Origin of the sequence: Pseudomonas sp. K2I15 (genome assembly GCF_002204795.1) — a bacterium.
Taxonomy (GTDB): domain Bacteria; phylum Pseudomonadota; class Gammaproteobacteria; order Pseudomonadales; family Pseudomonadaceae; genus Aquipseudomonas.
This window is the reverse complement of sequence record NZ_NIXO01000025.1, coordinates 26075-52521: the sequence shown is the minus strand read 5'-3', so window position 1 is coordinate 52521 and position 26447 is coordinate 26075. Positions and strand designations below refer to the sequence as shown.

At 60.8% G+C, this 26447-nt stretch carries 27 protein-coding genes; 10 read left to right on the top strand and 17 right to left on the bottom strand.

Going from position 1 to position 26447, the window contains the following annotated elements; genetic code table 11:
* The first annotated feature begins 168 nt into the window (after positions 1-168).
* Positions 169-1032, top strand: a complete 864-nt coding sequence (locus tag CEC48_RS16585) for an alpha/beta hydrolase (protein WP_088424719.1) — start codon at positions 169-171, stop codon at positions 1030-1032.
* Here CEC48_RS16585 and CEC48_RS16580 read toward each other — a convergent pair.
* From CEC48_RS16580 to CEC48_RS16565, 4 genes are all read right to left on the bottom strand, one after another.
* Positions 1029-2555 carry a M91 family zinc metallopeptidase gene (locus CEC48_RS16580; protein ID WP_141099680.1) on the bottom strand — a complete coding sequence of 509 codons (1527 nt, stop codon included), beginning with the start codon at positions 2553-2555 and terminating at the stop codon, positions 1029-1031. The two genes, CEC48_RS16585 and CEC48_RS16580, sit on opposite strands and share 4 nt — an antisense overlap.
* A gap of 128 nt (positions 2556-2683) precedes the next feature.
* On the bottom strand, positions 2684-4033 hold the full coding sequence (locus tag CEC48_RS16575; protein ID WP_088424717.1) for an MATE family efflux transporter: 1350 nt from the start codon (positions 4031-4033) through the stop codon (positions 2684-2686).
* 164 nt (positions 4034-4197) lie between these two features.
* Positions 4198-4500 (bottom strand): DUF6124 family protein, encoded by a 303-nt coding sequence (locus tag CEC48_RS16570; protein WP_088424716.1) that lies wholly within the window; start codon positions 4498-4500, stop codon positions 4198-4200.
* 294 nt (positions 4501-4794) lie between these two features.
* Positions 4795-5085 (bottom strand): hypothetical protein, encoded by a 291-nt coding sequence (locus CEC48_RS16565; protein ID WP_003212934.1) that lies wholly within the window; start codon positions 5083-5085, stop codon positions 4795-4797.
* Between the two features lie 162 nt (positions 5086-5247).
* Between CEC48_RS16565 and CEC48_RS16560 the strand changes: the two genes are divergently transcribed.
* The 5 genes from CEC48_RS16560 to CEC48_RS16540 all read left to right on the top strand — a co-directional run bounded on the left by CEC48_RS16560 (position 5248) and on the right by CEC48_RS16540 (position 9671).
* On the top strand, positions 5248-5556 hold the full coding sequence (locus CEC48_RS16560) for a MazG-like family protein (RefSeq protein ID WP_088424715.1): 309 nt from the start codon (positions 5248-5250) through the stop codon (positions 5554-5556).
* Positions 5549-6298: a methyltransferase domain-containing protein gene (locus CEC48_RS16555; RefSeq protein WP_076017967.1), complete on the top strand. Its 750-nt coding sequence runs from the start codon at positions 5549-5551 to the stop codon at positions 6296-6298. The genes CEC48_RS16560 and CEC48_RS16555 overlap by 8 nt, the downstream gene beginning before the upstream one ends.
* 24 nt (positions 6299-6322) lie before the next feature.
* Entirely contained in the window at positions 6323-6928 is a 606-nt protein-coding gene (locus CEC48_RS16550) for a DUF4136 domain-containing protein (RefSeq protein WP_088424714.1), read from the top strand.
* Positions 6929-6973: 45 nt separating this feature from the next.
* Positions 6974-7531 carry a DUF4136 domain-containing protein gene (locus tag CEC48_RS16545; protein WP_088424713.1) on the top strand — a complete coding sequence of 186 codons (558 nt, stop codon included), beginning with the start codon at positions 6974-6976 and terminating at the stop codon, positions 7529-7531.
* A 133-nt stretch (positions 7532-7664) separates the two neighbouring features.
* A complete protein-coding gene (locus CEC48_RS16540) occupies positions 7665-9671 on the top strand; it encodes a pilus assembly protein TadG-related protein (RefSeq protein ID WP_176438726.1) in 2007 nt (668 codons plus the stop codon).
* On the opposite strand, the gene CEC48_RS16535 is transcribed toward CEC48_RS16540, so the two are convergent.
* Together CEC48_RS16535 and CEC48_RS16530 are read right to left on the bottom strand one after the other, a co-directional pair.
* Positions 9668-12412, bottom strand: a complete 2745-nt coding sequence (locus tag CEC48_RS16535) for a PAS domain-containing sensor histidine kinase (RefSeq protein ID WP_088424712.1) — start codon at positions 12410-12412, stop codon at positions 9668-9670. The two genes, CEC48_RS16540 and CEC48_RS16535, sit on opposite strands and share 4 nt — an antisense overlap.
* Positions 12409-12849, bottom strand: a complete 441-nt coding sequence (locus CEC48_RS16530; RefSeq protein WP_088424711.1) for a TadE/TadG family type IV pilus assembly protein — start codon at positions 12847-12849, stop codon at positions 12409-12411. Before CEC48_RS16530 ends, CEC48_RS16535 begins: the two co-directional genes overlap by 4 nt.
* Before the next feature lie 71 nt (positions 12850-12920).
* Here CEC48_RS16530 and CEC48_RS16525 point away from each other — a divergent pair, with 71 nt between their 5' ends.
* Both CEC48_RS16525 and CEC48_RS16520 read left to right on the top strand, forming a co-directional pair.
* Positions 12921-13406, top strand: a complete 486-nt coding sequence (locus CEC48_RS16525; RefSeq protein WP_088424710.1) for a prepilin peptidase — start codon at positions 12921-12923, stop codon at positions 13404-13406.
* Between the two features lie 114 nt (positions 13407-13520).
* Positions 13521-14309, top strand: coding sequence for a response regulator transcription factor (locus CEC48_RS16520; protein ID WP_088424748.1), 789 nt, complete (start codon positions 13521-13523; stop codon positions 14307-14309).
* On the opposite strand, the gene CEC48_RS16515 is transcribed toward CEC48_RS16520, so the two are convergent.
* From CEC48_RS16515 to cpaB, 8 genes are read right to left on the bottom strand one after another with little or no spacing between them, the layout of a single operon-like run.
* Positions 14306-14584: a DUF3613 domain-containing protein gene (locus CEC48_RS16515; protein WP_088424709.1), complete on the bottom strand. Its 279-nt coding sequence runs from the start codon at positions 14582-14584 to the stop codon at positions 14306-14308. The genes CEC48_RS16520 and CEC48_RS16515 overlap by 4 nt on opposite strands.
* Before the next feature lie 22 nt (positions 14585-14606).
* A complete protein-coding gene (locus tag CEC48_RS16510) occupies positions 14607-15329 on the bottom strand; it encodes a tetratricopeptide repeat protein (protein ID WP_088424708.1) in 723 nt (240 codons plus the stop codon).
* An 11-nt stretch (positions 15330-15340) separates the two neighbouring features.
* Positions 15341-16225 carry a type II secretion system F family protein gene (locus tag CEC48_RS16505; protein WP_088424707.1) on the bottom strand — a complete coding sequence of 295 codons (885 nt, stop codon included), beginning with the start codon at positions 16223-16225 and terminating at the stop codon, positions 15341-15343.
* A 1-nt stretch (position 16226) separates the two neighbouring features.
* Positions 16227-17111 carry a type II secretion system F family protein gene (locus CEC48_RS16500; RefSeq protein ID WP_088424706.1) on the bottom strand — a complete coding sequence of 295 codons (885 nt, stop codon included), beginning with the start codon at positions 17109-17111 and terminating at the stop codon, positions 16227-16229.
* Positions 17112-17122: 11 nt separating this feature from the next.
* Positions 17123-18394, bottom strand: coding sequence for a CpaF family protein (locus CEC48_RS16495; RefSeq protein ID WP_088424705.1), 1272 nt, complete (start codon positions 18392-18394; stop codon positions 17123-17125).
* A complete protein-coding gene (locus CEC48_RS16490) occupies positions 18391-19581 on the bottom strand; it encodes a pilus assembly protein (RefSeq protein WP_088424704.1) in 1191 nt (396 codons plus the stop codon). The genes CEC48_RS16495 and CEC48_RS16490 overlap by 4 nt, the downstream gene beginning before the upstream one ends.
* Positions 19578-20780 (bottom strand): type II and III secretion system protein family protein, encoded by a 1203-nt coding sequence (locus tag CEC48_RS16485; protein ID WP_088424703.1) that lies wholly within the window; start codon positions 20778-20780, stop codon positions 19578-19580. The genes CEC48_RS16490 and CEC48_RS16485 overlap by 4 nt, the downstream gene beginning before the upstream one ends.
* Before the next feature lie 20 nt (positions 20781-20800).
* Positions 20801-21739, bottom strand: a complete 939-nt coding sequence (cpaB, locus tag CEC48_RS16480; RefSeq protein WP_088424702.1) for a Flp pilus assembly protein CpaB — start codon at positions 21737-21739, stop codon at positions 20801-20803.
* Between the two features lie 314 nt (positions 21740-22053).
* Here cpaB and CEC48_RS16475 point away from each other — a divergent pair, with 314 nt between their 5' ends.
* On the top strand, positions 22054-22245 hold the full coding sequence (locus CEC48_RS16475) for a Flp family type IVb pilin (RefSeq protein ID WP_088424701.1): 192 nt from the start codon (positions 22054-22056) through the stop codon (positions 22243-22245).
* Positions 22246-22312: 67 nt separating this feature from the next.
* Entirely contained in the window at positions 22313-22720 is a 408-nt protein-coding gene (locus CEC48_RS16470) for a response regulator (protein WP_088424700.1), read from the top strand.
* A gap of 105 nt (positions 22721-22825) precedes the next feature.
* Here the strand turns inward: CEC48_RS16470 and CEC48_RS16465 are convergent, their stop codons facing one another.
* From CEC48_RS16465 to CEC48_RS31855, 3 genes are all read right to left on the bottom strand, one after another.
* Complete coding sequence (locus CEC48_RS16465; RefSeq protein WP_088424699.1) at positions 22826-24511, bottom strand: ShlB/FhaC/HecB family hemolysin secretion/activation protein; 1686 nt, start codon at positions 24509-24511, stop codon at positions 22826-22828.
* Positions 24512-24685: 174 nt separating this feature from the next.
* Positions 24686-25963, bottom strand: coding sequence for a collagen-like triple helix repeat-containing protein (locus tag CEC48_RS16460; RefSeq protein ID WP_256579720.1), 1278 nt, complete (start codon positions 25961-25963; stop codon positions 24686-24688).
* Entirely contained in the window at positions 25963-26142 is a 180-nt protein-coding gene (locus CEC48_RS31855) for a hypothetical protein (protein WP_088424697.1), read from the bottom strand. Before CEC48_RS31855 ends, CEC48_RS16460 begins: the two co-directional genes overlap by 1 nt.
* Positions 26143-26447 lie beyond the last annotated feature (305 nt).

Genomic DNA, 26447 nt, shown 5'->3' with positions numbered 1-26447 from the left:
AGGCTGACAAAGATCTCAAAGTGACAGAGATCCAGTGTGGGAGCGGGCTTGCTCGCGAAGGCGGTGTGCCAGTCAATACATGTGCAGACTGATACACCGCCTTCGCGAGCAAGCCCGCTCCCACATTTGGATCGCCGCAAGTCCTGCAGTTTTTATAGGGCCTGAATAATGTCGAAAAAGCTTCTGCAAGTGTTCAGTCTGGCCTTGGTTGCGTTTCTCGCGGCCTGCTCCCCCATCAAAGTGCTCAACGCGCTCACACCCTCCAGCACCTTCACCAAAACCTCCTCCATTGCCTACGGCGATGACCCCCGCCAGAAACTCGATATCTACCGTCCCGTCACCGCCTTGCCCAACTCGCCAGTCGTGGTGTTTTTCTATGGTGGCAGCTGGAACAGCGGCTCCAGGGATGACTACGGTTTCGTCGGCGAAGCCCTGGCCTCGCGCGGTATCGTGGTGGTGATCGCTGACTACCGGCTTTACCCGCAAGTGCGTTACCCACTGTTTCTACAGGACGGTGCCCAAGCTGTGAGCTGGACGTATCAGCACATTGCCGAATACGGCGCCGACCCCAAACAGCTCTACCTGATGGGCCACAGCTCCGGCGCCTACAACGCGGCCATGCTGGCGCTGGATCCACGACTATTGGCGGCGGTGGGCCTGTCGCCGTCCATGCTCAAGGGCTGGATCGGCCTGGCCGGGCCGTATGACTTCCTGCCGATTGAAAACCGCGATGTGCGCCCGGTGTTCTTCTATCCGGATTCGCCACCCGACTCCCAGCCCATCAACCACGTCAGCCATGACGCACCGCCGAGCCTGTTGATTGCCTCGGTGGACGACAACCTGGTCAACCCCAAGCGCAACACCGGCGGCCTGGCGAAAAAGCTGCGGGCGGCGGGTGTGCCGGTGGAGGAGTTCTACTTCACCAAGACCAGCCACGCGACACTGGTGGCGTCCATGTCCCGGCCGTTGCGTTGGTTGGCGCCCGTGCTGGACCGGGTCACGGCGTTTATCCGGTCTACGCCTGCTCGTTAAACCTTGTGCGGCGCCTCATCGCGCAGGTAGCGATCACGCAAGGGAACGCCCATTTCCTGGCGCAACGCGTTCTCGGTGAACGGTGACGCGTTGGTGGTGGTTGGCTGGGTGAGCGGGTTGTTGTCGTAATCGAACGGTTCGCCATCAGCGATGGGCAGGCCGAGCGCTTGATATTCCACGTTATCGACAAATACCGGCCGACCGTCACGCGCAACGGGTGTTCCATCGGGGCCAAAAGCCTGCTGGTTTCCGGGTTGGTAGGTGCCGGTGGCGCCATTGAACGCATGGGCCAACTCGTGCTGGAGCGCATGCAGCGGTGTCGTCGAAAACTGTTTGTCGAAGTGGAAAGTTTGAAGTTCGATTTCACCGTGGGTGGCCACTGAACCGGCAGCCCCATTTTTGATATAGCCCAACTCGGGTTTGTCTTGAAACTGTGAATATTGCCCTGCGGGAATCTGGTCGCTGAAGGCGTTCCTGAAGTAATAGAAGCTGCCGTTCATGTCGGTAGATTCTCGCAGGGTGACAGGGGTTCTTGTGTGGTCTATGAAGTTGTCCATTTGCTCAAGTGTCTGTTTGCCGACAGGCGAGCCTCTCAATTGGTCGAGAACGTCTTCTGCAGCATCAATAAACTCGGCAGTGCCTTCTACTTTTATCCCTTTTCTACCGACGTCTTCGACCTCCATAAACGTGACGTTTGAATGTCCACTGTTATGGATCACGTCTGACGACTTTGCGTAAATTTGGTCTTTTGCACTATAGGACTGAATCTGGTCATGGCCTGCCCCGGCGTAAAACGTCGTCGTGCGGGCGCCCACCAGCGTGTCGTTTCCGCGCCCTCCATTTAAAACGTTGATGCCACCGCCGGCCTGTAGCAGGTCCTCTCCCTGATCACCGTTCAGATAAACCAGACGGCGGCGGGCTCCCGGCCCCGAATGCATCACGTCGTTGCCTTTACCTCCGGACAGCACGGCATCACCTGCGCCCGCAAGCATCTGGTCATCGCCGTCGCCACCCAAGGCGATTCCGCCACCGCTGCCCAAGCGAATGGAATCGTTGCCGCTGCCGCCATGGACACGTGCATAGCCGGCGCCTGCCTTAACGTAATCATTCCCTGCCCCGGTCATGATCCGTACAGCGACTTTGAGGTCAGGACCGATGACGACGTGGTCATCTCCGCCCTGGGTCTCAATATTTATCGTGTGCAAATCGCCAGGTTCAGGCATTGGAAAATTGTAGGTTTTCCCATTGATAGTTGCCGTTAACGTCTTGTCGCCACTGGCTGTGATCTTTAGAGCGTCTGGATTATCGCCGGTGATGATGTGCGTCATGCTTGCGGAGTGAAAGTTGCCCGCGCTGTCTCGCCAGGTTTCTCTTTCGCGTTTGATCTGCACATTGGTTTCGTTGAACAGCGTTTCTGTATGTTGACCCAATTGAGGCGTTGGCGAGTTGGGCGTTTCAGGCGATATGACACGTGCGGGGGCATGGGATGCGGCCCGGGGAATGCGGCAAAGTAATGTGCTCACGGAAGTTCCTGTTCTTATTTGGCGCTGAGTAGGAAAGTGCGCCAAGCAGATCCTCCGTGGTCGTAGTCCCTGGAATGGCTCCACAAGAAGTTATGAGTTTTTCTTACGCAGCAGACAGTACAGGGACGTCAGTGGGCTGAGCCGCTGAGCCATCGGTCCTGTTTGTTCAGGCGCCAGGCAATTGCCCACAGCGTGAGGCTGCGCAGGGCCATGAACAGCAGGAAGGTTATCCACAGCCCGTGGTTGCCCAAACCCTGCAATGCCCAGGCGAAGGGCAGCACGATCACCACCGTCAACAGCATGCCGTTGCGCATTTCCCGGGCGCGGGTGGCGCCGATAAACAGGCCGTCCAGCAGGTAGCTCCACACGGCGATCAGCGGTAGCACGGCGAGGTAGGGCAGGTAGATGTCGGCGGTTTCGCGCACGCTCGGGATGTTGGTTTGCATGGCAATAAACAGGTGGCCGAACAGCGCGAACAGCAGCGCGAAACCGATACTGGCCAGCAGCGACCAACCACAGGCCACCACCAGCGAGCGGCGCAAGGCTTGCCGGTCGTGGGCGCCGATGGCGTGGCCGCATAACGCTTCTACCGCGTGGGCCAGCCCGTCCAGGGCGTGAGCGGTCAGCAACAAACCATTCAACAGCAGCGCATTTGCCGCCACCGTGGCATCACCCAACCTTGCACCTTGCACGGTGATCATGAAGAACACCGATTGCAGGGCCAGGCTGCGGATGAAGATGTCGCGGTTCACTGCCAGCAGCGGGCGCCAGCTTTGCCACAGCCTGAGTGCGGCCCAGGCGATATGGCCGGGGTAGGCGCGCAGGGCTTTTTGGGTGAGGGCCAGGCCGAGGAGGGCGCCGGTCCATTCGGCGATCACCGAGGCGCGGGCCGAGCCGACCACGCCCCAATCCAGCCCGAGCACGAACCACAGGTTGAGGGCGATGTTGACGAGGTTGGTGGTGAGCAGAATCGCCAGCGGTGCGCGGGCGTTCTGGGTGCCGAGGAACCAGCCGACGAGGGCGTAGCTGGCCAGCGCTGCGGGCAGGCCGAAGAGCCGTGTGTGGAAGAATTCGCGGGTCAGTTGGTTCAGCTCGGGCGAGGGCTGCATCCACTCCAGCACCAGGCCGCTTAACGGAATGCCGATGCTGCCGAGCAGTATTGCCAGGCCCAGCGCGAGCAACAATCCCTGCAACAGAATCTGCCTCAGCGCTGCGCCATCACCACGCCCGGCGGCCTGGGCGGCAAAGCCGGTGGAGCCCATGCGCAGGAAGCCCATGGCCCAGGCGAGAAAGGTGTACAGGCTGGCCCCCACGGCCACGGCGCCCAGTTGGTGGGCGTGGGGCAGGTGGCCGATGACCATGCTGTCGACCAGCGCTACCAGCGGCACGGAGATGTTCGACAGGATCATCGGCGCGGCCAGGGCCCACACGCGGCGGTGGGTGGGGCGGTCGCGCCAGTCGGTTAGCAGGGAAGTCATGCGGGCTCCTTTGGGGAGCGGCATTGTAACTGTCCATTAGCGGCGACGCAGGGCCAATGTGGGAGCGGGCTTGCTCGCGAAAGCGGTGTGTCAGTCGCCGGATGTATTGGCTGATCCACCGCCTTCGCGAGCAAGCCCGCTCCCACATTTTTGACCGCGTTGTGTCAGGTTTTACGCGGATGCAGGCATTCGATGGAGCGGTCGACGGTGGTCTTGGCAATTTCCAGCAAGTGCCACACCGCCAGAATCTTCGCCCGCTGCGGACTTTCCAGCAGCTCACCACAATCAAGCGCAGTCGCCGAGGCGCTGCTCAGCAGGCTGGCGGTATACAGCAGGGAGTCTTCGAAGCTCAGGTCTTCGTTAATCGTGTGGAAACCCTGCGACGGCAGGTAGTGTTCGAGGGCGCGATTGAAGGCGGCGCGGTCGTTGAGGATGTCGGTCGGCGGATCGGGGACAATTTTATGCATGGTGTAACTCCACTAATAAATAAGGAGCTGACACCCGCGCGACTAAACGAGGGCGGCGGCTGTACGCAGGTTAGTCGACCGGCCAGTGGAACCCGGCGCACCCGAAGGTGCCCTGCGCACAGCCGCCATGAAGCATGGCGACAACTTGCGCTCACTAGTTCCGGGCGACTAAACCCGATCACTGATATGCAGTGAAGGGCCGAAGACTAGCCACCCATCCCAGCAGGCACAAGGCCGAAAGATTGTCTCGGAAACGTCCGTCAAATTAAAGGGATTTACCCTGCTGGCCCTTTATTAATGCACCACCCAACTGAGTACCCACAGCCCGAGCATCAACCAGATAATCCCCATGATGATCGAGGCCCGCATAAACGCGCGCACCGCCGAGTACAGCAGCATCAACCCGATAATCAGCATGAGGATGCTGATGATCGAGGTGTCCATGCCCAGGGATCTGGAAAGCCCGTCAACAAAGTCGCCGCCCGCGTGGGACAGCGTGTTGAACAGCCCGCTGAACAACTCGACGATAAAGTGGATGATCTGGCCGATTTTGAGACCCAGCCAACCGAAAAAGTCTGTTTGCATGTGTGTGTCCTGATAAGACGGTGGGCGTAGCTGCCGAACCTGAGCCTTTGGTCGTTATTGGCTCACGCTAGTTCCCCTCCAGCATAGAGGTTTATGCGCTACAGGGATTCACTTGCCTTCGCTGATCATCCGCCCGAAGCTATGCACCTTCAGGAGCGCCCCATGAATCTCGAACACCTCACCGAACGCCTGCACCGCATCCGCGATACCAACGACTGGAAGCAGTTCCACAGCCCCAAGAACCTGGCCATGGCTGCCAGCGTCGAAATGGCCGAGCTGGTGGAGATTTTCCAGTGGTTGAGCGAAGACCAGTCGCGCCAGTTGCCCGCCGACAAACTCGCCCACGCAGGCCAGGAAGTCGGTGACATCGTGCTGTATCTGCTGCTGTTGTGCAGCGAGTTGGGGTTGGACATGGACCAGGTCGTGCGCGCCAAACTGGCCGACAGCGAACGGCGGTTTGCCAATGAGTGACCGTCATTTCGACCAGCTGGCCACCCGTTTCGCCGAGAAGATCTACGGTGGCGCCAAGGGGGCGATTCGCCTGGCGGTGCTGCAAGCCGACTTGATCGAAGCACTGCCGGATCGCCCGCTGCGGGTGCTGGATATCGGCGCAGGCCTGGGCCATATGTCGCTGTGGCTGGCAGAACGTGGCCACGACGTCACGTTGGCCGAACCCGCCGAACCGATGCTCGAAGGCGCCCGCCAGCGTTTTGCCGAAGCCGGGCAGACGGCCACCTTTATTCAAGCGCCCTGGCAGGACTTGCTCGGCCAGCTCACCGAACCCTATGACCTGGTGCTGTGCCACGCCGTGCTGGAATGGCTGGCCGAGCCCCACGCGATCCTGCCGGTGCTGCACCAGTTGACCGCGCCCGGTGGCTGGCTGTCCCTGGCCTTTTACAACCGCGACGCATTGATTTACCGCAACCTGCTCAAAGGCCACTTCCGCAAAATGCGCAAGAACGACATGGCCGGCGAAAAGCAGAGCCTCACGCCGCAACAACCCCTGGACCCACGGGAGTTGGCGACGCAACTAGAGGGCCTGTGGCAGGTCGAAACCCAGAGTGGCGTGCGGGTGTTCCACGACTATATGCCGGTGGAATTCCAGGCCCGTGCCGAGTTACAGGACTTGTTGGAGATGGAGCTCGCACACCGTCGTCACCCAAGCTTTGCCGGACTTGGGCGTTATTTGCACTGGATCTGCCGTCCGGTTTAAGCGGCCCAGTCTGCGGAGGTCGAAATGAAGCGCTGTCTTGGACTGATCCTGTTGGGCCTGGGCCTGGTGGGTTGCCAGAGCAACAACCCGTATGTGGCGGCTTCTGCCCCGATGCCGCCGGCGCCTGCCCAGGCGGCCAACACCTTTGATGCCAGCGCCTACCCGGCGCCGGTGCGCGACTATGGCGCCTACCGCAGTTGGGCCTGGCTCAACAACCAACTGCCGGCGGGCTCGGCCTGGGCCGATTCGGCGCAGATTGCCGAAGCGGTCAGCGGCGCCCTCGACCAGCGCGGCCTGCGGCCCTTGCACGACAACCGCGCCCCGGACCTTTTGGTGAGTGCCGATGTGCGCCTGGAAAAACGCTTGCGCCAGGTCCAGGACGATTACAGCTACGGCGGCGGTGGCTATAACCGCTATGGCAACGGCTACGGCATGTACAACACGGTGCCGGTGGTGCGTACCTATGAAGTGACGGTGGCGGTGGCACGCATCAGCCTGTTCGACGCCCGCACCCGCCAGCCGGTATGGAGCACCAGTGCCGAAACAACCAGCCAGGGCAGCCTGGGCGAACGTGCGGATGCCTTGCGTGAGGCAATGCAAAAGGCAATGACCGCCTACCCACCCAGTTAGCAGCTATTCTCATCTCTGGCCCGGATCGTCTTTTGGAGAACAACCATGCTTCGTCGTATCGCTGCACTTGCCGTTGTTGTGTTGCTGGGCGGCTGCCAGACCAGTCAGGTCAACCACGATTTTGACGCCAGCCGGGACTTTGGCGCGTACCGCAGCTGGAGCTGGAAAGAACCTGCGTTGCAATACCGCCCGGATGACCCGCGGATCAAAAGCGATATTACCGAGCAACGCATCCGCCAGGCCGTGGGCGAGCAACTCGACCAGCGCGGCTTGCGCCATGCGGCGCCCGGCACCAAGGCTGACCTGAATGTGCAGACCTACCTGATCGTTGAAGACCGCCAGCAACAAGTCACCACCAACTACGGCGGCGCCTGGGGCGGCCCGTGGAATGGTTACTGGGGTGCGCCGATGTACAACGAAACCCGTAACATCACCTACAAGGTGGCGACCATCCAGATCGATTTGCTGGACGGCAAGGACGGCAAACTGGTGTGGCGCGGCAGCGATGAGCAAATCCTCGCCAGCTCCCCCGAGCCACAGGATCGCAGCGCGGCTATTCGCGCAACGGTGACCAAGGTGCTTTCCAACTACCCGCCGCATTGATTATTTAATCAGCGCTCCGCCAGTCGCCTGTTGATCTATGGCGACTGGCCTGCAGGCCCCGCCGCTCTTGTCTACACTCCCAAGCAACACAGGAGAGTAAGCGCTCGGCAGTGTGCCGGCAAAGGAGTGCTCGATGTCTCCCCGGCTTCGTTCCGGCCGCCTGGCCGGGTATGCAAGGCAGCGTGGTGCGATTGGCTTGATGGCCGCCGTGACCCTGGGCATGGCGCTGGTATTTATGTTGCTGGTGATCGACAGCAGCCGTTTGTACCTGGAAAAACGACAGTTGCAGTCCATCGCCGATACGGCGGCGCTGGAGGCCGCCAATCGTGGCGGGCAATGCGCGTCGAGTACTACGGCCAACGATTACGCCACGCAGAACGCCACGCGTAACGGCTTCACGATTGTCGCCAACACCCGTGCACTGGCCGTCACCTGCGGCACGCTGGCGACCAACGCCAGCAATCAGCGGGTCTTCAGTGCCAACTCGACTAAAAACGATGCGATCCAGGTGGTGGCCTCCGAGACTGTGGCTACCAGCGTCGCCGGCGGCATATGGAATATGGTCAACGGTCTCTCCGTGGCCGCGCAGACGACGTTGAGTGCAGTGGCGGTCGCCGCATTGGGGCCGCCGCTGGCGTCATTGACCATTCGCAGCACGGCCCTGGTTGTTGATACGACCAATGCGCCCTTGCTTAACGGCCTGACCGGCGGATTGTTGGGCGGTGCCGTGAATATTTCGGTGGCAGGTTGGAACGGCCTGATCAATACCAACATTTCTTTGCTGAGTTACCTGGACCAGCTGAAGCTCGACCTGGGGCTGACAGCCGGTGGTTATACACAGGTATTGGGCAACACCATCTCGGTTGGCCAGTTGATCCAGTCGGCAATCAATGTGCTGGACCCCACGCATACGTTGACGGCCACCGCGACCATCGTCAGCCTGCAAGCCCTGAAAGTCGCTGCGGGGGCGACCCAAGTGGTTTTGGGCAATGTCCTGTCGGTCGAGAGTGGAAGCAATGTCGCCGCCCTGGCGGTCAACATGCGGGTGTTCGACCTGATTCAAGGTTTCGTGCAACTGGCCAACAAGCAAAACGGCCTGGTGGCCAGTTTTCCCATCAACCTGCCTGGGGTGGCGCAAATCACCGCCAGCGTCCAGGTGTTACAGCCACCACAAATGTCGGCCATCGGTAACCCGGCCCACGCTACAGCCGCAGGGCAAGATCCGCACTTTGGCCCGAACCGGATTTACGTACAAACGGCCCAGTTACGTACCAAGCTGTCGGTTAACTTGCCGATACTTAATACGGTGTCCGCCCTTACAAACGCCGTAACCGGGCTGGCATCGCCGTTGCTGGGTACCCTTGATGCGTTGCTCAGTCTTAATCTGGTGGGCGTGATCAACTCATTGACGTGCGCGGTCTCGTGCACGTCCCCATTTATTCAAGTGTTGCCGCCGCCCGTAGGTATCGATATCGAACTGGATGCCGCCAGTGCCAGCAGTTGGGTCACGGGTTATACGTGCCCCAGCCCCACCAACAAAAGCCTGACCACGGCCACTAACACCTCATTGGTGAACCTGAGGATGGGCAAGATCGACTCCAGCAGTGTTTTTGGCACCGGCCCTACGCCCCCCACGGTGGTGGTGACGCCCTTGAAGGTCGTGGATATCGGCACCCGCACCTGTACGCTGATCGTGTTTTGTTCCAACACGCCCTCGGTAGGTGGCGGGTTGGGGTTATCGGCCAATATTCAGGTAGGCGGCGCCACCGGTGTTCCTCACACCTACACGTCGCCCAATTTGCCGGAGATATCGCAGCCGCCTTATTACTACAGCTACAGCACCACCAATATTGTCAGTGGCTTGACGGACCCGGTAAATGGCCTGGTGCCGGGGCTGAACCTGAACATGTACGGGCCGACTCCCGGCAACGAGAATCTGTTGGGCAACCTGATTGGGGGGCTTGGGTCAATTTTGAGTGCGGTTACCACGGCGCTGCTCAATGTGCTGAATGCAACGTTGATACCCCTGCTTAACTCGGTGGTAAACACGCTATTGCTGGGGTTGGGAGTCGACCTCAATCAAGTCGGAGTGGGTGCCAATCTCAGTTGCCACTCAGGGCAGGCTTACCTCGTGATTTAAGCTTCGCTCACCAGCGGCAACTCCACACAAAACTTCGCTCCATGCTCACTGTTGACGACGCTCAACCGGCCGCCCATGTTTTCGACAATCCCATAGCTCACCGACAACCCCAGGCCGGTGCCCACGCCAATCGGCTTGGTGGTGAAAAACGGTTCGAAAATCCGCTCCAGCAGCCGAGGGTCAATCCCGCCGCCGTTGTCCTCGACCCAGATGCGTACATGGCGGCTGTCGTGCTCGATCTGCACCGAGATCCACGGCTGCAAGTCGCGGTCGTGTTCGCGTTTGCTCAGCAGGGCGTCGCGGGCGTTGACCATCAGGTTGATCAGCACCTGTTCCAACTGGTCGACATAACCTTTGACCTGCACCGCAACGTCCACCTGTGCCACGCGCAGGTCGATGCCTTTGCCGCGCATGCCTTCACTGAGCAACGACAAGGTCCCTTCCACGGCCTGCGTCGGGTTGAAGGGCTGTTGTTCAACCTCCGAACGGCGGCCGAACACGCGCATATGGTCCACCACGCGGGCCGCGCGCTGGACCTGGGCGTCGATGCGCTGGAGTTTTTCGGTCAAGTAGTCGATTTGTGCATCGCCGTTGCTCAAGCGCTTGAGCACGTTGACGATGGCCATGCGCATCACATTCAACGGCTGGTTGATCTCGTGGGCAAGGCCGGTGGCCATTTCGCCAAGGGTGGCCATTTTTGCGCTTTGGGTCAGTTGCTGCTGCGAGCGGCGGACTTCGGTGTTGTCCCGGCCCACGGCCTGCACTTCCTGTAGCTGGCCCTGTTCGTCGAACACGCCGCGGTCCGACCACACCCACCAGGCATGTGTACGCCCCGGCAGTTGCAGGCTGATTTCGGCAGTGCTCACCGGAAACTCCGGGGTCAACTGCTGGATGCGCTGCACAAACGCCTCGTGTTGTTCTTCGGAGAGCCACTGGCTGAGGTTCATGCCCGGCAGTTGTTCAGGCAGGCATTCCATGTAATTGGCCAGGGGTGTGTTGCCGAAGGTCAGCGTCAGGTCGGGGCGGTAGCGGCAGATCATGGCCGGGGAGTCTTCCACCAGGATTCGATAACGCTCTTCGCTGTCCTTGACCCGCTGCGCCGCCAGGGTCGACTCGGTGACGTCGAGCCACAGGCCCACGGCTTCCACGGGTAAGCCCAGGTCGTCGCGCAGCAGGCGGGCTTCATCCAGCAGCCAGTGGTAGTCGCCCTGTTTGTCGAGCACCCGGTAGCGGCAGCTCACGTTGCCCTCACGCAGCAGTTGGCGGGTACGGTCGAAGTAGAGGTCGCGGTCTTCGGGGTGGATCCATTGGTTGAGCGCCGCCGGGGTGAAATCGGCCAGGGTGCGGCCAAGCAGCGGTAGCAGGCTGTCACTGAAGAACACCGGTTGCAGGGTGCCCTCGACGTAGCGCTGCACGTAGATCACGGCCGGCGAACTGGCGATCAGGTTGCCCAGCCGCGCGTGGGCGGCAGCGGCCTGTTGCTGCTGGTTTTTTATGTCGCTGATGTCGAGCATGAAGCCCACCAGCCGACGGTGTTCTCCCGAGCCCAGCGCTTGCCCCTGCACGCGGTACCAGATGGGGTTAAGCGCTGCGTCGGCGCGTTGCAGGCGAACGCTGGTGGACAGCGGCTTGCCCAGGGTCTTGAGGTCTTGCAGGCGGCTGGCGAGTTCTTCGCGGTCGGCGGGGTGAATCAGCTTGAGCCACGTTGGTAATGATAGCCGCGTGGTGACCTCACCTTGGCTAAGTGTGTGCAACAGCTGCGGGGCGAGCTCAATGTCTTCACTGTGCGGGGGCAGTTCCCACCAGCCCGTGCCGAGCAGCCCTTGCAGCGCTTCAAGGCGATCCAACTGCTGCTGATGGTGCTGTTCGCGCAGGCGGCCGAGCAGCGGCGCGGCGAGGGCCGCGGTCAGTTGCAACCAGTCACGGTCGCTGGTGGGTTCCTGGCGGCTGTAAAAGCCGCACAGCAGCCAGGCCCCTACGCCATGGCCGTCCCGGTAAGGCACCAGAAAACCATCGGCATTGCCAAAGAGGCCTTGCAGGCGCGGGTGGTCGCTGTGGCCCCGGTGTACCTCCAGGCTCACCGGGGCCGTGGCGCCCAGGCTGTCGAGGCTTGCGCCCAAGGCTTGCCCGTTGCTCCAGAGTGCCGGAGCGTCGTGGGAGGCGTAACAGCCCTGCACACACCACTCCTGGCCCTGCTCATCGAGCAAGGCAATGGCGATGTTGGGAATATGCCAGTGTTGGGAAATGCTCTGGAGAGCGTCCTGCAGTACCTCGGGCAGGCGCGTCAGGCTACAGACCCGCAGTTGCTCGGTGATCTGATCGCTCACGCGTTGATTATGTTCGCGCGCCTGGGTGAGTTGGCGATGGGCAATCAGGTCGCCAATGTCCAGCAGTTGCAGCAGCCACCCCTTGCCCTCGGGTTGAACCCAGCCGCGCGTATGCAGGGTTTGCCCGGCAAGCCCCTTGAAATCAAGGTCCAGGCTTTGCGCTTGCCAGTCGCTGGGCGCGCCTTCGATCACCAGGGTGCTCATCGGGGTGAGGTAGTCGAGCAGCGAGGTTGGCTGCTGCGCGGTGGGTTGTTCCAGGCGATGGCGCAGTGAGCCATGGATGTCCACTACCCGGCCCTGGGCGTCCAGGTAGAACAACAAGGCGGCGGTGGTTGGCATCGCTGCTGGCGCGTCGGTAGGCAAGTGATTGCCGCGTCCGAGCAGGCGGCCGAAAAGTTTATCCCCAGAGGTCAAAATTGCAGGCTCGATTGGGCGGAAAGCGTGGGGGGCAGGGCGGGCACGGTGCCAAAGCCTGGCAGCACCAGAAACGGCAACACACTTTGGAGGCTGGACGTCGGGTAGTTGACGTACACCGTCAACACGCCCGTCGGGCTGTAGGTTGCCGTGACGTACCCAGGAAGGAATTTGAACTGGGGAGGGATCCACGACAGTTGCGCCTGGGCCGCGGCGACGGCCTGGACCGGCAGTACCGTTATGTAGCTTGGCATGGCGGGGTCCAGCGCGACGCTGCGTCGTACCCCTTCGGCGGCGGCCTGGGTAAAGGATTGCATCAGCAGCAACGGCAGGCTGTAGCTGACCAAACCATAAAATACGGCAAAAAAAATCATGAAGACCATCGCGAACTCCAGCGCGGCGGCACCTTTTTGCTTTCTAGGGAGGCCTTTTTTCATGACTCGTCTACCCTGACTACCACTACCTGATATCAGCATAGAATCATTCAGCAAAAAGGGATTTTTTTTACGTGATTCAAAGCCTCGTCCTGATCGTTTGGCTGGCGCTGTGCGCCGTACAAGATATTCGTTTACGCCAGATCTCCAACCGCCTGACCCTCGGCGCAGGCCTGCTGGCGCTGGTTTACCTGCTCTGTAGTGGCACCACCTGGCTTGGCGCGCCAGCTGCCGAGGGCGGTTTGGCGTTTGCTTTGGCCTTGCTGTTCACCCTGCCCGGTTACGCCCTGGGCCGTCTTGGCGCCGGTGACGTGAAACTCATCGCGGCATTGGGGCTGGCGACCAACTCTCTCTATGTACTGGGCACATTTATCGGAGCGGGCCTTGCCAGTGCGGTGTGGCTGCTGCTGGCCCCCAGGCTGTGGCCGCTGATGAATCAAGGGCTTAGGAATACCTTGCAGTACCTTGACCCGGCACGCTCGGCCAAGCAGCCGTTCGTGCCGTTTTTATTGATCGGTTTCTGTCTCGCCTGGTTTTGGATCCCATTAGTCGCCACGTAGGGGTATTGCTATGTACATAGTAGGAAAGTACGTCTACGTTTATGGGTAGGCTGTATAGGAAAGTGGTCGGAATGGATCGGTCGGTCTTTGGCTTGCCCAGGCATGGAGTTGCGCGTGAACAAGCTTACCTCTGAAGTGAAAGTGCTCGTGGTCGACGATCAGCCTCTGATCGTGGAAGAGCTTTGCGAATTTCTTGAAAGCAGCGGTTACCGTTGCGTCCCTTGCCACTCCAGCCAGCAGGCCATCGAGCGTTTTGGCGAAGATGCCGAGATCGGCCTGGTGCTGTGCGATCTGCACATGCCGGAGATGGACGGCATCGAGCTGGTTCAGGCCCTGCAACGCCTGGCCGGCAAGCAGCGAGTCTTTGAGGCGATCATGTTGACCGGCCGTGCAGACAAGCAGGACGTGATCAAGGCCCTGCGCGCCGGGATCGCCGATTACTACCAGAAACCGATCAACCTGGACGAACTGCTTGAAGGGTTGCAGCGCCAGGTGGTGGCGCTGAAAGACCGGCAGAAAAACCTCGACCTGGGGCATCTGAACCAGAAACTGCAGTTTCTCTCGGCGTCCATTGACGATCTTTATCATGACCTCGACAAGGTGCGCAGCAGCCCGCAATCCACGCTGTCGGATGAGGCCGGGGGCGACGTCAGCGAGACTGACCGCGTTGAAATTCCGGCGATCTTCAATCAGTTGTCCCCGCGCCAACTGGATGTCGCAAGGTTGGTAGGCAAGGGCCAGACCAACTATCAAATTGCCTGTGAGCTGGGCATCACCGAAAACACGGTAAAACTTTACGTGTCCCAGGTGTTGCGCCTGACCCACATGCACAACCGCACCCAGTTGGCGCTGGCGTTATCGCCGAGTAATTCAGCGGCACGCCAGCGCGTCACTGCCCACTAGTTACTGCCGCTGCCACCGGGAGTGTTGCCACCCTGTTTCTGGTCGTAATACTCAGGAATAGGGTGTTTGTAACTTTCCAGCAGACGTTGCATCGCCTGGTCGCGTTCAGCGGGCGTGGCTTTTTGCAGGTTTGAGGACGCCCGTTCGCCGCTGACTTGCATCTGCAGCCAGCCCTCGGTCTGTTTTTGCTGTGGCGAAGAAGGCCCTGGCTCAATGGCCTGCACCGTCAGCGGCAGGCTGGCCAACAGCAGAGTGGCGAGCAGTGTGAGTTTCATCTTGTGCACTCCCTTCAGAGACCTATTTGACCGGCGCGGGCAGCACGTCGTTGACGGCTGCGACCTGATCTTTCAGCGGTGTCACCGTTGATACGGGCGCCTTGAGTTCCTGCGCCCGGGCTTGGGCCTGCGTTACTTGTTCGGGGCTCAGGCCCATACGGCTGGCCACTTGTGCGGCCTGTTCCCAGTTGTCCTGATAAATCATCAGCGTCACCAGGTTGACCGCTGCCAGTTGATCGCTCTGCTTGAGCTCTATGGCCGTGAGAAATTCGAAGCGCGCGTCTTCCAGGCGCCGTTGATTGAGGTACACCACACCCAGGTCGTTGCGGATTTTTTCATCGGTGGGCGACATCTTGGCTGCGCGTTGCAAGTGCGCCATGGCTTGGCCGTTCTCACCCTTGGCCGCCGCCAGTTGGCCCAGGCCGTGCTCGCCTTCGGCGGCCAGGCAGGTGCCGAGCAGGCTGCGGTACAGCGGTTCGGCTTCACTGCGCCCCAGCAGGCGGTACACCTTGGCCTGGCGCTGGCGTACCTGGGGCAGGGTGTCCGGCAGGTTTTGCAGGTTGGCCAGGCTGGCGTGAAGCTTGCCCTCGTTGGCCATATCGTCGGCCAGGTTCAGCGACAACTCCTGATTGGAGTTGGGCTTGGCACAACTGCCCTGCGCGCTGAAACCCGCCCACGGCAACTGCCCATTACTGGCGCAACCGCCTAACAACAACAGGCTGCAGGCGATCATCACTGTCTTCATTGCATGTCCTCTCAAGGCGCGAAGGCTTTGGCGATGGCGATAAAGCCAGGGCCGGCCAATACGATCAGTAACGCGGGAAACAGGAACAGCATCATCACCACGGACATTTTGGCGGACATCTTGGAAATGTATTCCTGCAGGCGGGTCAGGCGCCGGTCGTCCAGCAGTTGCTTGAGCGATTGCAGCGACTTCATCGCACCGCCGCCCTGATGCAGAAGCTGCTGGAGAATCAGGCAGGTGTCGCTGAGTTCATCGACGGCCAGCAACTGGCTGGCCTTGTTTAATTCTTCACCCAGCTCCAGCCCGGAATCGACGCGCGCCAGTACCAGGCGCAGTTCGGCGGTCAGTACCGGCAACAGTTTCTGCGCGTCGTAGGCCATGACCCTAAGCGCCTGCTCCACGGCCATGCCTGACTCAAACAGAATGCGCACCAGGGGAATGAAGGTCGACACTTCCCGGGCGATTCGTTCCTGACGCTTTTTGGCGAGCGAAACCAGTATTCGCTTGGGCAGCAGGTAACCGATGATCAGGCCCAGCAGGGCGAGCACAGAGCCATGCTCGGTGCCGGGAAAAAACAGCTCCAGTACCAGTGCGGTCAGGCCCAGCAGGAGTATTGGCGAGCCGATCTGGCAGGCGGCGAACATCGAACGGTGGCTGGCCTTTCTCCAGCCCATGCGGTTGAGCAGGGTCTGGGTTTCGTTATCGAGGCTGATAGTGCGCTGGCCGATCCGGGTGTTGCCCAACTGGTGCAACCACTCACTCATTTTGTCGTTACGGCCTGGCTCGCCTTGCAGCCGTTGGGTGACCAGGCGTTGTTGACGACGACTGCTCAAGATATTGGTCAGCAGTAGCGACAACGCGGCAAGAAACAATACGACACTGATCACTATCGCCATTTCAGATACTCCGCAACATGCGCCACAGCGCCACGCAGCCGATGATTTGCAAGGCGAATGCGCCGAGCATCAGGCGTTGGCCACTGTGGTCGTCCCACATGGCCATCAGGTACACCGGATTAGCGATCAGGAAGTAGCCCGCGACACTCACCGGCAGCACCGCGAGCACCAGCGCGGTCACCCGGGTTTCACCCGTCATGGCGCGTAATTGCCGGGCGCCCTGGTCGCGCTCGCGAATCATCTTGATCAGGTTTTCCAGCAGCTCACTGGCGTTGCCTCCGTAGCGGTGGTTGACCTTGAGGCCCAAGGCAAACAGGCGCAGTTCATCCTGTTCATAAAACTCGGCATAGTCTTGAGCCGCCTCTGGCAGGCTGACACCCAGTTGCACATTGCGCTTGATGCGCCCCATGGATTTTTTCAACGGGTCGTCGCTGGCATCGATGCCGCTCAGGATGGCGTCCGCCAGGGTGCGCCCGGATTTGAGGCTGCGTACGGCGTGGTCGAGCAATTGCGGCAGTTGTTCGATCATTCGGCGCAGCCGGCGTCGGTAGCGTACGGCGATGTAGAGGCGCAGAGCCAACGGCGGTGCCACTACCATCACCAGCAGGCCTGCCCACTCGCCCACGAGCCCGCCCAGCAGGGCGCCAACGGCCCAAAGGGTCAGCCACAGGCCCAGGCGCTCGGTGGGCCTGCCAAGGCCTGCACGGATAAAGGTGCGCTCCAGGCTGGTGGTCACAGCGTTGTCTTTCATGGCCTGGGGCTGCCCCTCGGCCAGACGCCCCAGCACCCGGTCGGTCTGCGCCTGGCGCAAACCGTTGCGCATCAGGCCTATCCCCAGCACCAGAAGGCCCACAGCGAGCAGGGCGAGCAGAATCGGACCGATCATCGGGTTGCCTCCTACACCGGCAGGTGGCCTTCGTGGCGCAGCTTGTCACCGGCCGGGTTGACGGCCTCCCGCAGGAAGCCAAAGCCGCTGCGCTTGTCGTGGCGAAACAGGGTGTTGATGACGTACACGTCCTCGCGTATGCCTACCACTTCCACCACCTCGCTGACACAGCGGCGGCCATCGGGCAGGCGCGTCAGTTGGATCACTACGTCCAGGGCCGCGCAGATCATTTGTCGCAGGGTTTTTTCCGCCACGACTCGCCCGGTCAGGCCCACCAGGGTTTCCAGGCGCAGCAAGGCATCCTGGGCGTTGTTGGCGTGCACGGTACTCATCGAGCCGTCGTGGCCGGTGTTCATGGCGGTCAACACGTCGATGACTTCGACGCCCCGAATCTCGCCGAGGATGATCCGGTCGGGCCGCATCCGCAGGGCGTTGCGGATCAGGTCACTGGCTTTCACCTCACCATGCCCCTCGGCGTTGGGCGGGCGGGTTTCCAGGCGTACGACGTGGGGATGGCCCAGTTGCAACTCGGCCACGTCTTCGATGGTGACCAAGCGTTCGCGAGGGTTGATCAATTGGCTGAGGATGTTCAGCAGCGTAGTTTTACCGGTGCCGGTACCGCCACTGATAAGGATGTTGCAGCGTTTGCCGACGGCCTCCTGGAAGAACTCGAAAATGGCCTGGTCGATGGTTTGCATGGCCACCAGGTCGCTGCTTTTAAGCATGTCTTTGCGAAACTTCCGAATCGACAGGCAGGGCCCATCCAGGGCAATCGGCGGGATGATTGCGTTGACCCGGCTGCCATCCGGCAGGCGCGCATCAACCATCGGCGACGACTCATCCAGCCGCCGCCCCAGGGGCGCGAGGATTCGCTGCATGACCCGTTCGACATGGTGGTCGTCAATGAAGCGCAAATCACTCTGCTGCAGCAGGCCATCGCGCTCGACGAATACCCGGTGCGGGCCGTTGACCAGAATCTCGGTGACCGTGGGGTCGCGCAGCAGCACTTCCAGCGGGCCGAAACCGGTCAGTTCATCAACGATCTCTTCGGCCAGGCGCTCCATTTCATAGCGGGAAATCGCCAGGTGCATGCGCGTGATGTATTCGGCCACCTTGTCGATCACAAATTGCGCGAGGGATTGGCGTGTGCCTTCCAGCAGGTTTTTCCCCGAGTCTTCGATGGCATCGATGATGTAGCGATGCAGCACCAGTTTCAGGCCGTCGTGATCGGTATTGCCGACGCCGCCGCGCGCGGGAACACCAAATAGCTTCTCGCCGTTCATTTGGTCCCCAGAAGGCGGTTAAGCCAGTTGGTGGTGGGTTTTTCCAGACCTTCGGAGCGTTTTGCCAGGCGCTCACCCAAGCTACGCAATGCTTGCGTCAGGCTTTCCCGCGGGGCCAGGGCGAACAGGGTCTGGGCCTGGTTTTTGGCACTCAGGCGAATTTCCGGGCTCCAGGGCAATACAGCGATCACTTCCAGCCCGAAGCTTTTGCCAAGGGCCTCGGAGTCCGGGGCGGCACCTTTCAGGTAGCGGTCTACCAGCAGGCGGGCATGGTCCAGTTTCATGCCTTTTTCTCGCCACAGGTTAAGTACCGCCAGGTTACGGCGGCAGTCCGGCACGCTTTGGTCGGTGCACCACAGCAGTTTGTCGCAGTGGCTGACAAAGGTGCGCAAGGCTTCACTGTCGGGTTGCCCGGTCAGGTTCACCACGATGTGCTGGAAGTGCTGGCGCAGGGCGCTGAGCAGCATGTACAGCTCAGCGGCACTGGTACGGTCCAGCGGCTCGTCGTTATTGTGATAGGCGAGGATGCGCAGGCCTGCTTCGGCCGAGGTGAAGGCGCTGTTGATCAGGGTTGAGTCCAGGCGACGCAGGTGGCGCAGGGCGTCGCCGAAATGAAAAGAGCTTTCCAGCCCCAGCAGCGCCAGGCTGTCTGCGAGCGGCAGGCCCAGGTCGAGCAGCAACGTTTGCTGCCCGCTTTTTTGCACCACCAGCGCCAGGTGGCTGGCGATCAGCGCGCCGTCGGCGTTGCCTTGGGTGCCGTAGAGCACGGTCAGCCCGCCCAAGTGGGCATTGTTGGCAACCGCCGGCAAGCGTTTACTCAGGCGGCGAACCAGGCCGGCGACTTCACTGGAACGTGAGCCGTACGCCACAAAATCCCGTGCGCCGGCACGCATCGCGTTCAGCACGAGTTGATTGTCCATGCCGTCGCCCAAGGCCACGATGGCGAGCATGGGCTTGGCTTCCAGGGCGCCTTCGATCAGCGCGCACTGGGTGGTCACGTGTTCACGATCCAGGCCGATAAACACCAGGTTGGCGAACGTCACGTCCACCAGCGCCAACAGCTCGTCGAGGCTGCCGGCGCCGGCGCTGACCACTTGCCCGAGGGGCGCGAGCGCGCCCTGGAGCCATTCCAGATCCGTGGTGTTGCGGGTGATTGCCAAAAATGTCTGGCTCAGGCTTTCACTCATTGGGACAGTCCTGTGCGGCGGTCGAAATTACCGTTTTCCAGGAAGAACAGGCGGTACCAGTTCGGGTCGTAGCTGCGCAGCGTTTCCCCGGGCAATGAAGGCAATTGGGCATTCGCTGTCAGTGGCTGCACCAGGTGCGGGGTGACGATCATCAGCAGCTCTTTTTCCTCGCGGCTGATATTGGAATCACGGAAGAACGCACCGAGCACTGGTATGTCGCCAAGGCCGGGGAGCTTGCTGATGGTGGAGCGATTGTTGGTGCTGATCAGGCCACTGATGACGAAGCTTTCGCCATCGGCCAGGGATACGCTGGTGTCTGTGCGACGCACTGTCAGTGCCGGCACGGCGACGCCTTGGATTTGCACGGCGTTGGAGTAGTCCAGCTCGCTGACTTCCGGCGCGACCTTGAGGGAGATTCGATTACGGTCGATGACGGTGGGGGTCAGCGTCAGGCGAATACCAAACTCCTTGTACTCGATGGAGATGGTGTTGCTGCCCGTGCTGGGCACCGGGATGGGCACTTCACCACCGGCCAGGAATGTCGCGCTTTGCCCGCTCATGGCGACCAGGCTGGGACGGGCCAGGGTATAGGCAAAGCCACTGCGTTCCAGGGCGTTGATCAACGCCCCGAACCTGCCGCTACCGAAGCCGATATTGAAGCTGCCGTTGTCCAGCGGCAGGGTGCCTGCGCTCGTACCGGGGCTGCCGAACAAAAAGTTGCGCGTACCGCCAAAGATCGAAGTACTGGCCTCCTTGAGCTTGGTGCGGCTGACTTCTACAAAGCGAATGTCGGTTTGCACCTGGCTGGGCAAGCTCGGGTCATCGGACGGTGACAGAGCCAGGCTGGTCAGTGCCGAGGTGGCCTTGCCTTGAACGAACACCATGCTCTGGCGCGGGCTGGTGGAACAGGCCGTCCAGACCATCAGGCTGGTGGTGCCAGGGGCGATGCCGGTGAGCAGGAACGCCTGGTTGCCATTGACCTGCACATCGGCCACTTTCGGATCGCCAATGGCCAGCCGCGTGATCGCTACCGGCGATTGAATGGCCTTTTGAGTGCCTTCGCCCACCTCCAGCACCGCCGGCAGTTGGCCTAAACCTGCGCAATTGCCAGACGCTGCCAGGGCCACCTCTACGGGCACGCTCAGGGTGAAAAGGGCCCCGAATACTCGCGAAAAAAACCACACGGAACGACTGCTCATTCAAGGCATCCTTAGCTCTTTCAGGGCGTTTGTTGAGTCACCTGGTTGCCGCGTATCACCTCGACCCCCGAGCGTTTTGAAGCACCATTGGCCGGGGTCGGGCCGTAGCCGTTGGCGGGGGCTTGGCTGAATGACAGTTGGTTGAATTGATAGAGATCGCGCTTGGCATTTTCCAGGTTGATTGCTGACTCCGTTTCACCGGCCCAGTACTGGCTCAGCAGTTGTTCGTCAGCACTGCGTACGGCCAGGCGCAATACGCCGGATTGGGTGGCGAGCATCAGCCGGCTCATGAGCTGCTCCGGTACGGCCAGGACTACCGTGCGTGCGCTGGCACGACCCTGCTGTGCTTTGAGTTTTTCGTCCGCGGTGGTCGGTGGTACAGAGCCTGGCTTGCCATCGTTGGTCAGCCCCAATTGGTCGCCGACGCCGAGCAGGCGCAAGGCCGGCACGATGACTTGTGCCGACTGCTGCGGGTTGCTGGCTTCCTGGCGCAAAAAGAGCAGCACGTCCACATAGTCGCCCGGGGTCAGTTGCCCGCCGGCACCGATCACCTCATCCACGGCGACGGCAAGGGCGCGCTCGTTGGGGCGGATCATCCGCGCCAGGGTGCCGCCGGAGTTGAAGCTTTCCTCAGTCAGCCAGGTACCGGCCGCCAGCGGCCGCCAAGGGGTCTTGCCCACGGCCTGGTCGAGGCTGGTCAGGCTGCCGGCGGGAGCCGTGCGCAGTCTTTCCAGGGTCAGGTCGGCGGCGGTGAGTGCAACAAAGGGTGCAACATCATGGGCCAGCACCACCACGGGTTGGCGTGTCTGGTCTTCGGTGACGGGCTGCACAACTTCAGGTGATTGGGGCACAGGCGGTGCGACGGGAGTAGGGCGGCTGAGTACCAGACCCCAATAGCCAGCAATCAGCGCGCCTACCAAGAGCAGCCCGGCGAGAATCAAGCTAATGCGACTGTTCATGAAGGCTCTCCTTTTCCTGCTGCATCCACTGCTCTTTCCTACTAATACCTACGCATTCGGATCGCTTCGAACATCTAACTATTTCGCTATTTGAAGGTAGTTCAGCTAGGACGAAATGCCATTACTGGGCAAGAAATATATCCAGATCCTCTGCAAAAGTTGGTTTTTTGGCGCCAGCCTGCCGACTAATACTTTGTGATTAATCAGTTCTTACAGTTGTTGGTATGGGGTTTGTTGACAATGCTTTAGTGGCACACCGAAATCATTTTGTAGTGCCGCGATACCGGCGCCATGGGCGCAAAGGAGAAGTCATTATGTTCCTTGATCTTGTTCGTATGGGTTTCATCAAAGTCCAGATTTTTTTCTACTCAAGAGAAGGAGCGTCAGGTATCGAGTACGCACTGGTTGCAGCGATGGTTGCTGTGGCGCTAGCTGCCTTTATTACACCCATCCGGACCGCGGTGACAGGCGTCTTTACTTCGATACAGGCCGCCATTCATACCTGACTCTGGTACTTGCGCAAAACACCTGCAGGTTCCGCTGAATGATCTATTGCGCATCAGGCATTTCACCATGAACTCCTCTTTGTCTCCCCGGCAACAAATCCTTTTGGTGGACGACGAAGAGGACGCCCTCATTGAACTGGCCGAGTCGCTGGAGAATGAGGGCTTTGTCTGTTTTACCGCCACCTCGGTCACCTTTGCTTTGCAAGAGCTGACCCTGCATCCCGATATCGCCCTGGTGATCACCGACCTGCGAATGCCCGAGGAAAGTGGTATTTCCTTGATCAGGCGCCTGCGCGAACACACCGCTCGCCAGCACTTGCCGGTGATCGTCATGTCCGGCCATGCCGAGATGGACGATGTGAGTGACATGCTGCGCTTGCAGGTGCTGGACCTGTTTCGCAAGCCGATCTATCTGGTGCGGTTGATCGACACCCTCAACAATCTATTCCCCATCCCGAAAGTCAGGCTCATGTAGGAGCGGGCTTGTGTGGGAGCGGGCTTGCTCGCGAAGGCGGAGTGTCAGGCACCTGATGGGCTGACTGATCCACCGCTTTCGCGAGCAAGCCCGCTCCCACTGGGTTCAGAGTTGGTAGCTGAAACTCAGCGTATACCGCGGCCGCCGATTGAAGCTGTCCAGGGCGATGTCTGACATTGGCTTGGCCGCTTCCAGTGCAATGTTGTAGTACTTGTTATCTCCGAAGCGCAGGCCCACGGCTGCCGATGACATGTTGTTGCCCTTGATGGGCAATTCGTTGAACCAGGTCTTGGCCTTGTCCAGCACCACATACGGCTGCAGGATTTTTACCCACTCGCCGCTGCGGTTAAAGCTGTAGTTGACCTCATACGCCACGCCCCACCCCTTGTCGCCCGAGCCCTGGTCATCCGGGTAACCACGCCCGAAATTCTGCCCGCCGAACGTCGCGCGTTCGCTGTCGGGCAGGGTGTCGTTGCTCCAGTAGAAGGCGCCCGATGCCACGCCTTGCCAGTGGTCGAAGAACTTGTTGCTCTGGACCCCCGACAGACGCAGGCGGAAGAACTCAAGATCCGGCTGCGTGCCTTCGATATCACTGTGGGTGCGGGCACCCAGGCCATTGATGCCCTGGTAGAGGCCGGCACTGAGAATCCGCAGTTGGCGGTCGTCTGACTTGCGCCAGTCGCCTTCGAACGCGAGGGCCCGCAGGTCGGTTTCTACCTCGAAGCGTTGCGGGTAGCCCACCAGTTGGTAGCGGGTGGTCTGGTCCACGGCATAAAGGCGCGTGCCGAGGGTCAACGACTCGGTAGGCGAGGCAATCAACGGGTGAGACAGGCCGATGGAATAGCGGTCAATCGCCTGGTGCGGCTTGAGTTCAAAGCCATCGTTCAGTTGCACGTTGCTGTTGGGATCGGCGCGGTAACGTTCGGCGTTGAGTACCAGTTGGCTGCCCTCGGCATTGATGAACTGGCTGTAGCCCAGACGGTAGTAATGCTCGTCGTCCTTGCCCGGCGGAAACAGTCCGCTGAGGCTCAACTGCTCGCCCATCGAGGTCTGGGAGTTGCTGGTGGCGGCCAGCAGCGCCTGCGTCCCGCTGCGGTTGTCTTCCTCCAGGCTCATGCTGGTGGTGAATGGCTTGCGGCTGGCCTGGATCTGCATATGCGTGCCGCCATCGGTGGTGCCCGGCGGCGGCACTTGCGCCTGCAACGTCACACCCGGAATACGCCCCATCAACGTGGTGTAGCGTTCGAAGGTCTTGCGGGTCAGTGGGCGCTCGGCCAGCAGCTTGGTCGCCAGTTTGTCGACGTAGGCCGAGACTGAACCAATGTCGCCCTGCACGTTGTAGTCCTTGATGTAGCCCTCCACCAGTACCACGTGCACCAGGCCGTTTTCGAAGCGCTGGTCGGGCAGGTAGGCGTAGGACAACAGGTAGCCGTCCTGCTGGTAGCGGCGGGTGATGCCGCGGGTGGCTTCGATCAGTTGTGCGACGGTGGTTTCATGACCAATCAGCGGCTCGAAAACCTGGGCCACATCCTTGAGTGGGTAGATCGTGCCTCCGTCGATTTGCAGCTTGCGGATGGTCACTTTGGTGTCCATCAGCAGCGGCTGGCCCTGGGTGGCTGCAGGCTCCGGTAACTGGGTTTGTGGCGTGACCGGGCGGTAGGCATCGGCGGGGAGGTTGGGCACCGGCAGGTTGCGAATCGTGTCGTTGCTGTTGAGGAAACTGGGCAAGGTCTCGGCGTGGACACTGGAAGCAATGAGGGTGAGCAGAAACAAAGGCGTCAAGGCGCGCATAGGACACTCCATGGTCAAACTGCAGCAGCGTTTCGCGGGTTCCCGCCGGGTTCTGAGCACGGTTCGGGAGGGCCAGTCACTGGCCCATAAAAAAGACGAGAGACTCATTGGAATCTCTCGTCTCAACCAAGCGTAGGCGCTGGAGGGGAGGCCGTCTAATGGCCAGGTGCAATTCTATTTTTTGCCGGTCAACCCGCCTAGCAAACCGCCCAGTCCGCCGCTTGTGTTTGTGGTGCCTCCGGCGGAGGCGCTGCCACCCAGGCTCAAGCCGCCGAGCAAACCGCCACCGCTACTGCTGGTGCCGCCGGTTACCAAGCCACCCACCGAGCCCACGGTGCTGCCGACTGCATTGAGGGTACCGCCCACGGCGTTAGTGATCGGGTTGGCATTGGCCGCCGTCAAGTTGGTGCCCAGGCTGCTGACCGCACCGCCGACCTGAGTGACCAGACCGTTCACCGGCGCGCCGATACCGGTGCTGGTGCCGATGTTTTGCGTCAGGCTGGCAACGCCCGAGGTCACTGGGTTGAGTGCTGCGCCGACGTTGGTCGCCAAGCCACCGATTGGAGCACTGGCGGCGGTATTGGCCACGCCATTGCCACCAATGAGGGTACCGAGGGACGCGACGGTGGTGCCCACTTGGCCACCTGTTACGCCAGTTGCACTGATGGTGCCGTTGGTGTTGCCGGCATTCAGGCCGTTGCCGACGTTGGCGATGATGCCGCCGATGAGTTCAGGCAGGCCCGATTGCGGGGTAGTGGTTGCCGGGTTGACATAGCCGCTCGACTTATCAAGGGTGGTGCCAACGCCCGTCAGCACGCCACCCACGAGGGTCCCGAGAGGGTTGCCTGCGCCGCCAGCACTGGCCACCTGGCCGCCAAGGCCGGTGACAGTGGAGCCGACTTTATCCAGTACGCCACCGACCGGGTTGCCCAGGCCTGTTTTATTCCCGAGGTTACCGGTGGTGTTTTCCAGCAGGGATACCACTGGCACCAGTACGCTTTTACCAACGGTATTGGTCACGCTGCCCAGTGGCCCGGTGGTGCTGGCCGTGCTCAAGGTGTCGCCGAGCATGGTCACGGCTTGGCCGACCTTATCAACCAGGCCGCCTGCCGCACCGCCCACACCGCCGGTTAAACCGCCGACTACGGGGATGCCGCCCAACGTGGTGCCCAACGACTTGCCGGTGTTGGACACGCCGGTGCCCAGGTCGGCAACGCCATCGGCCACGCCGGCGACGGTGGTACCCAAGGCATTGCTATTGGTGCCCAGGGTACCCAGGCCGTTGGTCAGGCCGCTGCCGATGCTGTTGACGGCAGTACCCGTAGCGGTAACCAGGCCGCCAGCGGTGGTGCCTACAATCGGGATGGTGGTCAGGGTTGTACCCAGGTCACCTACTGCGGTTCCTACGTTACCAACGACACCTCCGACGGCACCCACTATCTGGCCGGTGATCAGGGGGGTAGTCGAACCTGTACCGCCGGTACCTCCGGTGCCACCACCAGTGCCGCCGCCTGTACCTCCACCGGTGCCACCGCCAGTGCCGCCACCTGTACCTCCACCGGTGCCACCGCCAGTGCCGCCACCTGTACCTCCACCTGTGCCGCCACCAGTACCGCTACCGCTACCAGCATCCGGAGACGAAGCGGCGACGCTACTGTGATGACCACCACCACCGCTGCTGCAGCCTCCGAGGCTTACTGCCAGAATCAGGGCCAGCGCGGTACTTGCTTTCCACAACACGACTTGAGTTTTCATGATTGAGATCCTTGCACCTGGTACAGCCTTTGTTGTTATCGAAGTTCGCTGTTTCTATGGGCAGCGATACATTCGTCCGTTGTGGCTATAACAGACCCGGGCACTTTTTCTCGCAACGCTCAACTTGGTATTAACGATTTATATACACGCAGGAATGGCCCGCTTAGTGACTAATACCAAG

Excerpts from the sequence above, each read along its gene's own strand:
- CEC48_RS16585 (WP_088424719.1), top strand. The coding sequence starts at position 169 with ATGTCGAAAAAGCTTCTGCAAGTGTTCAGTCTGGCCTTGGTTGCGTTT.
- CEC48_RS16575 (WP_088424717.1), bottom strand. The coding sequence starts at position 4,033 with ATGACTTCCCTGCTAACCGACTGGCGCGACCGCCCCACCCACCGCCGC.
- CEC48_RS16570 (WP_088424716.1), bottom strand. The coding sequence starts at position 4,500 with ATGCATAAAATTGTCCCCGATCCGCCGACCGACATCCTCAACGACCGC.
- CEC48_RS16565 (WP_003212934.1), bottom strand. The coding sequence starts at position 5,085 with ATGCAAACAGACTTTTTCGGTTGGCTGGGTCTCAAAATCGGCCAGATC.
- CEC48_RS16560 (WP_088424715.1), top strand. The coding sequence starts at position 5,248 with ATGAATCTCGAACACCTCACCGAACGCCTGCACCGCATCCGCGATACC.
- CEC48_RS16555 (WP_076017967.1), top strand. The coding sequence starts at position 5,549 with ATGAGTGACCGTCATTTCGACCAGCTGGCCACCCGTTTCGCCGAGAAG.
- CEC48_RS16550 (WP_088424714.1), top strand. The coding sequence starts at position 6,323 with ATGAAGCGCTGTCTTGGACTGATCCTGTTGGGCCTGGGCCTGGTGGGT.
- CEC48_RS16545 (WP_088424713.1), top strand. The coding sequence starts at position 6,974 with ATGCTTCGTCGTATCGCTGCACTTGCCGTTGTTGTGTTGCTGGGCGGC.
- CEC48_RS16540 (WP_176438726.1), top strand. The coding sequence starts at position 7,665 with ATGTCTCCCCGGCTTCGTTCCGGCCGCCTGGCCGGGTATGCAAGGCAG.
- CEC48_RS16530 (WP_088424711.1), bottom strand. The coding sequence starts at position 12,849 with ATGAAAAAAGGCCTCCCTAGAAAGCAAAAAGGTGCCGCCGCGCTGGAG.
- CEC48_RS16515 (WP_088424709.1), bottom strand. The coding sequence starts at position 14,584 with ATGAAACTCACACTGCTCGCCACTCTGCTGTTGGCCAGCCTGCCGCTG.
- CEC48_RS16510 (WP_088424708.1), bottom strand. The coding sequence starts at position 15,329 with ATGAAGACAGTGATGATCGCCTGCAGCCTGTTGTTGTTAGGCGGTTGC.
- CEC48_RS16505 (WP_088424707.1), bottom strand. The coding sequence starts at position 16,225 with ATGGCGATAGTGATCAGTGTCGTATTGTTTCTTGCCGCGTTGTCGCTA.
- CEC48_RS16500 (WP_088424706.1), bottom strand. The coding sequence starts at position 17,111 with ATGATCGGTCCGATTCTGCTCGCCCTGCTCGCTGTGGGCCTTCTGGTG.
- CEC48_RS16495 (WP_088424705.1), bottom strand. The coding sequence starts at position 18,394 with ATGAACGGCGAGAAGCTATTTGGTGTTCCCGCGCGCGGCGGCGTCGGC.
- CEC48_RS16490 (WP_088424704.1), bottom strand. The coding sequence starts at position 19,581 with ATGAGTGAAAGCCTGAGCCAGACATTTTTGGCAATCACCCGCAACACC.
- CEC48_RS16485 (WP_088424703.1), bottom strand. The coding sequence starts at position 20,780 with ATGAGCAGTCGTTCCGTGTGGTTTTTTTCGCGAGTATTCGGGGCCCTT.
- cpaB (WP_088424702.1), bottom strand. The coding sequence starts at position 21,739 with ATGAACAGTCGCATTAGCTTGATTCTCGCCGGGCTGCTCTTGGTAGGC.
- CEC48_RS16475 (WP_088424701.1), top strand. The coding sequence starts at position 22,054 with ATGTTCCTTGATCTTGTTCGTATGGGTTTCATCAAAGTCCAGATTTTT.
- CEC48_RS16470 (WP_088424700.1), top strand. The coding sequence starts at position 22,313 with ATGAACTCCTCTTTGTCTCCCCGGCAACAAATCCTTTTGGTGGACGAC.
- CEC48_RS16465 (WP_088424699.1), bottom strand. The coding sequence starts at position 24,511 with ATGCGCGCCTTGACGCCTTTGTTTCTGCTCACCCTCATTGCTTCCAGT.
- CEC48_RS31855 (WP_088424697.1), bottom strand. The coding sequence starts at position 26,142 with ATGCTGGTAGCGGTAGCGGTACTGGTGGCGGCACAGGTGGAGGTACAG.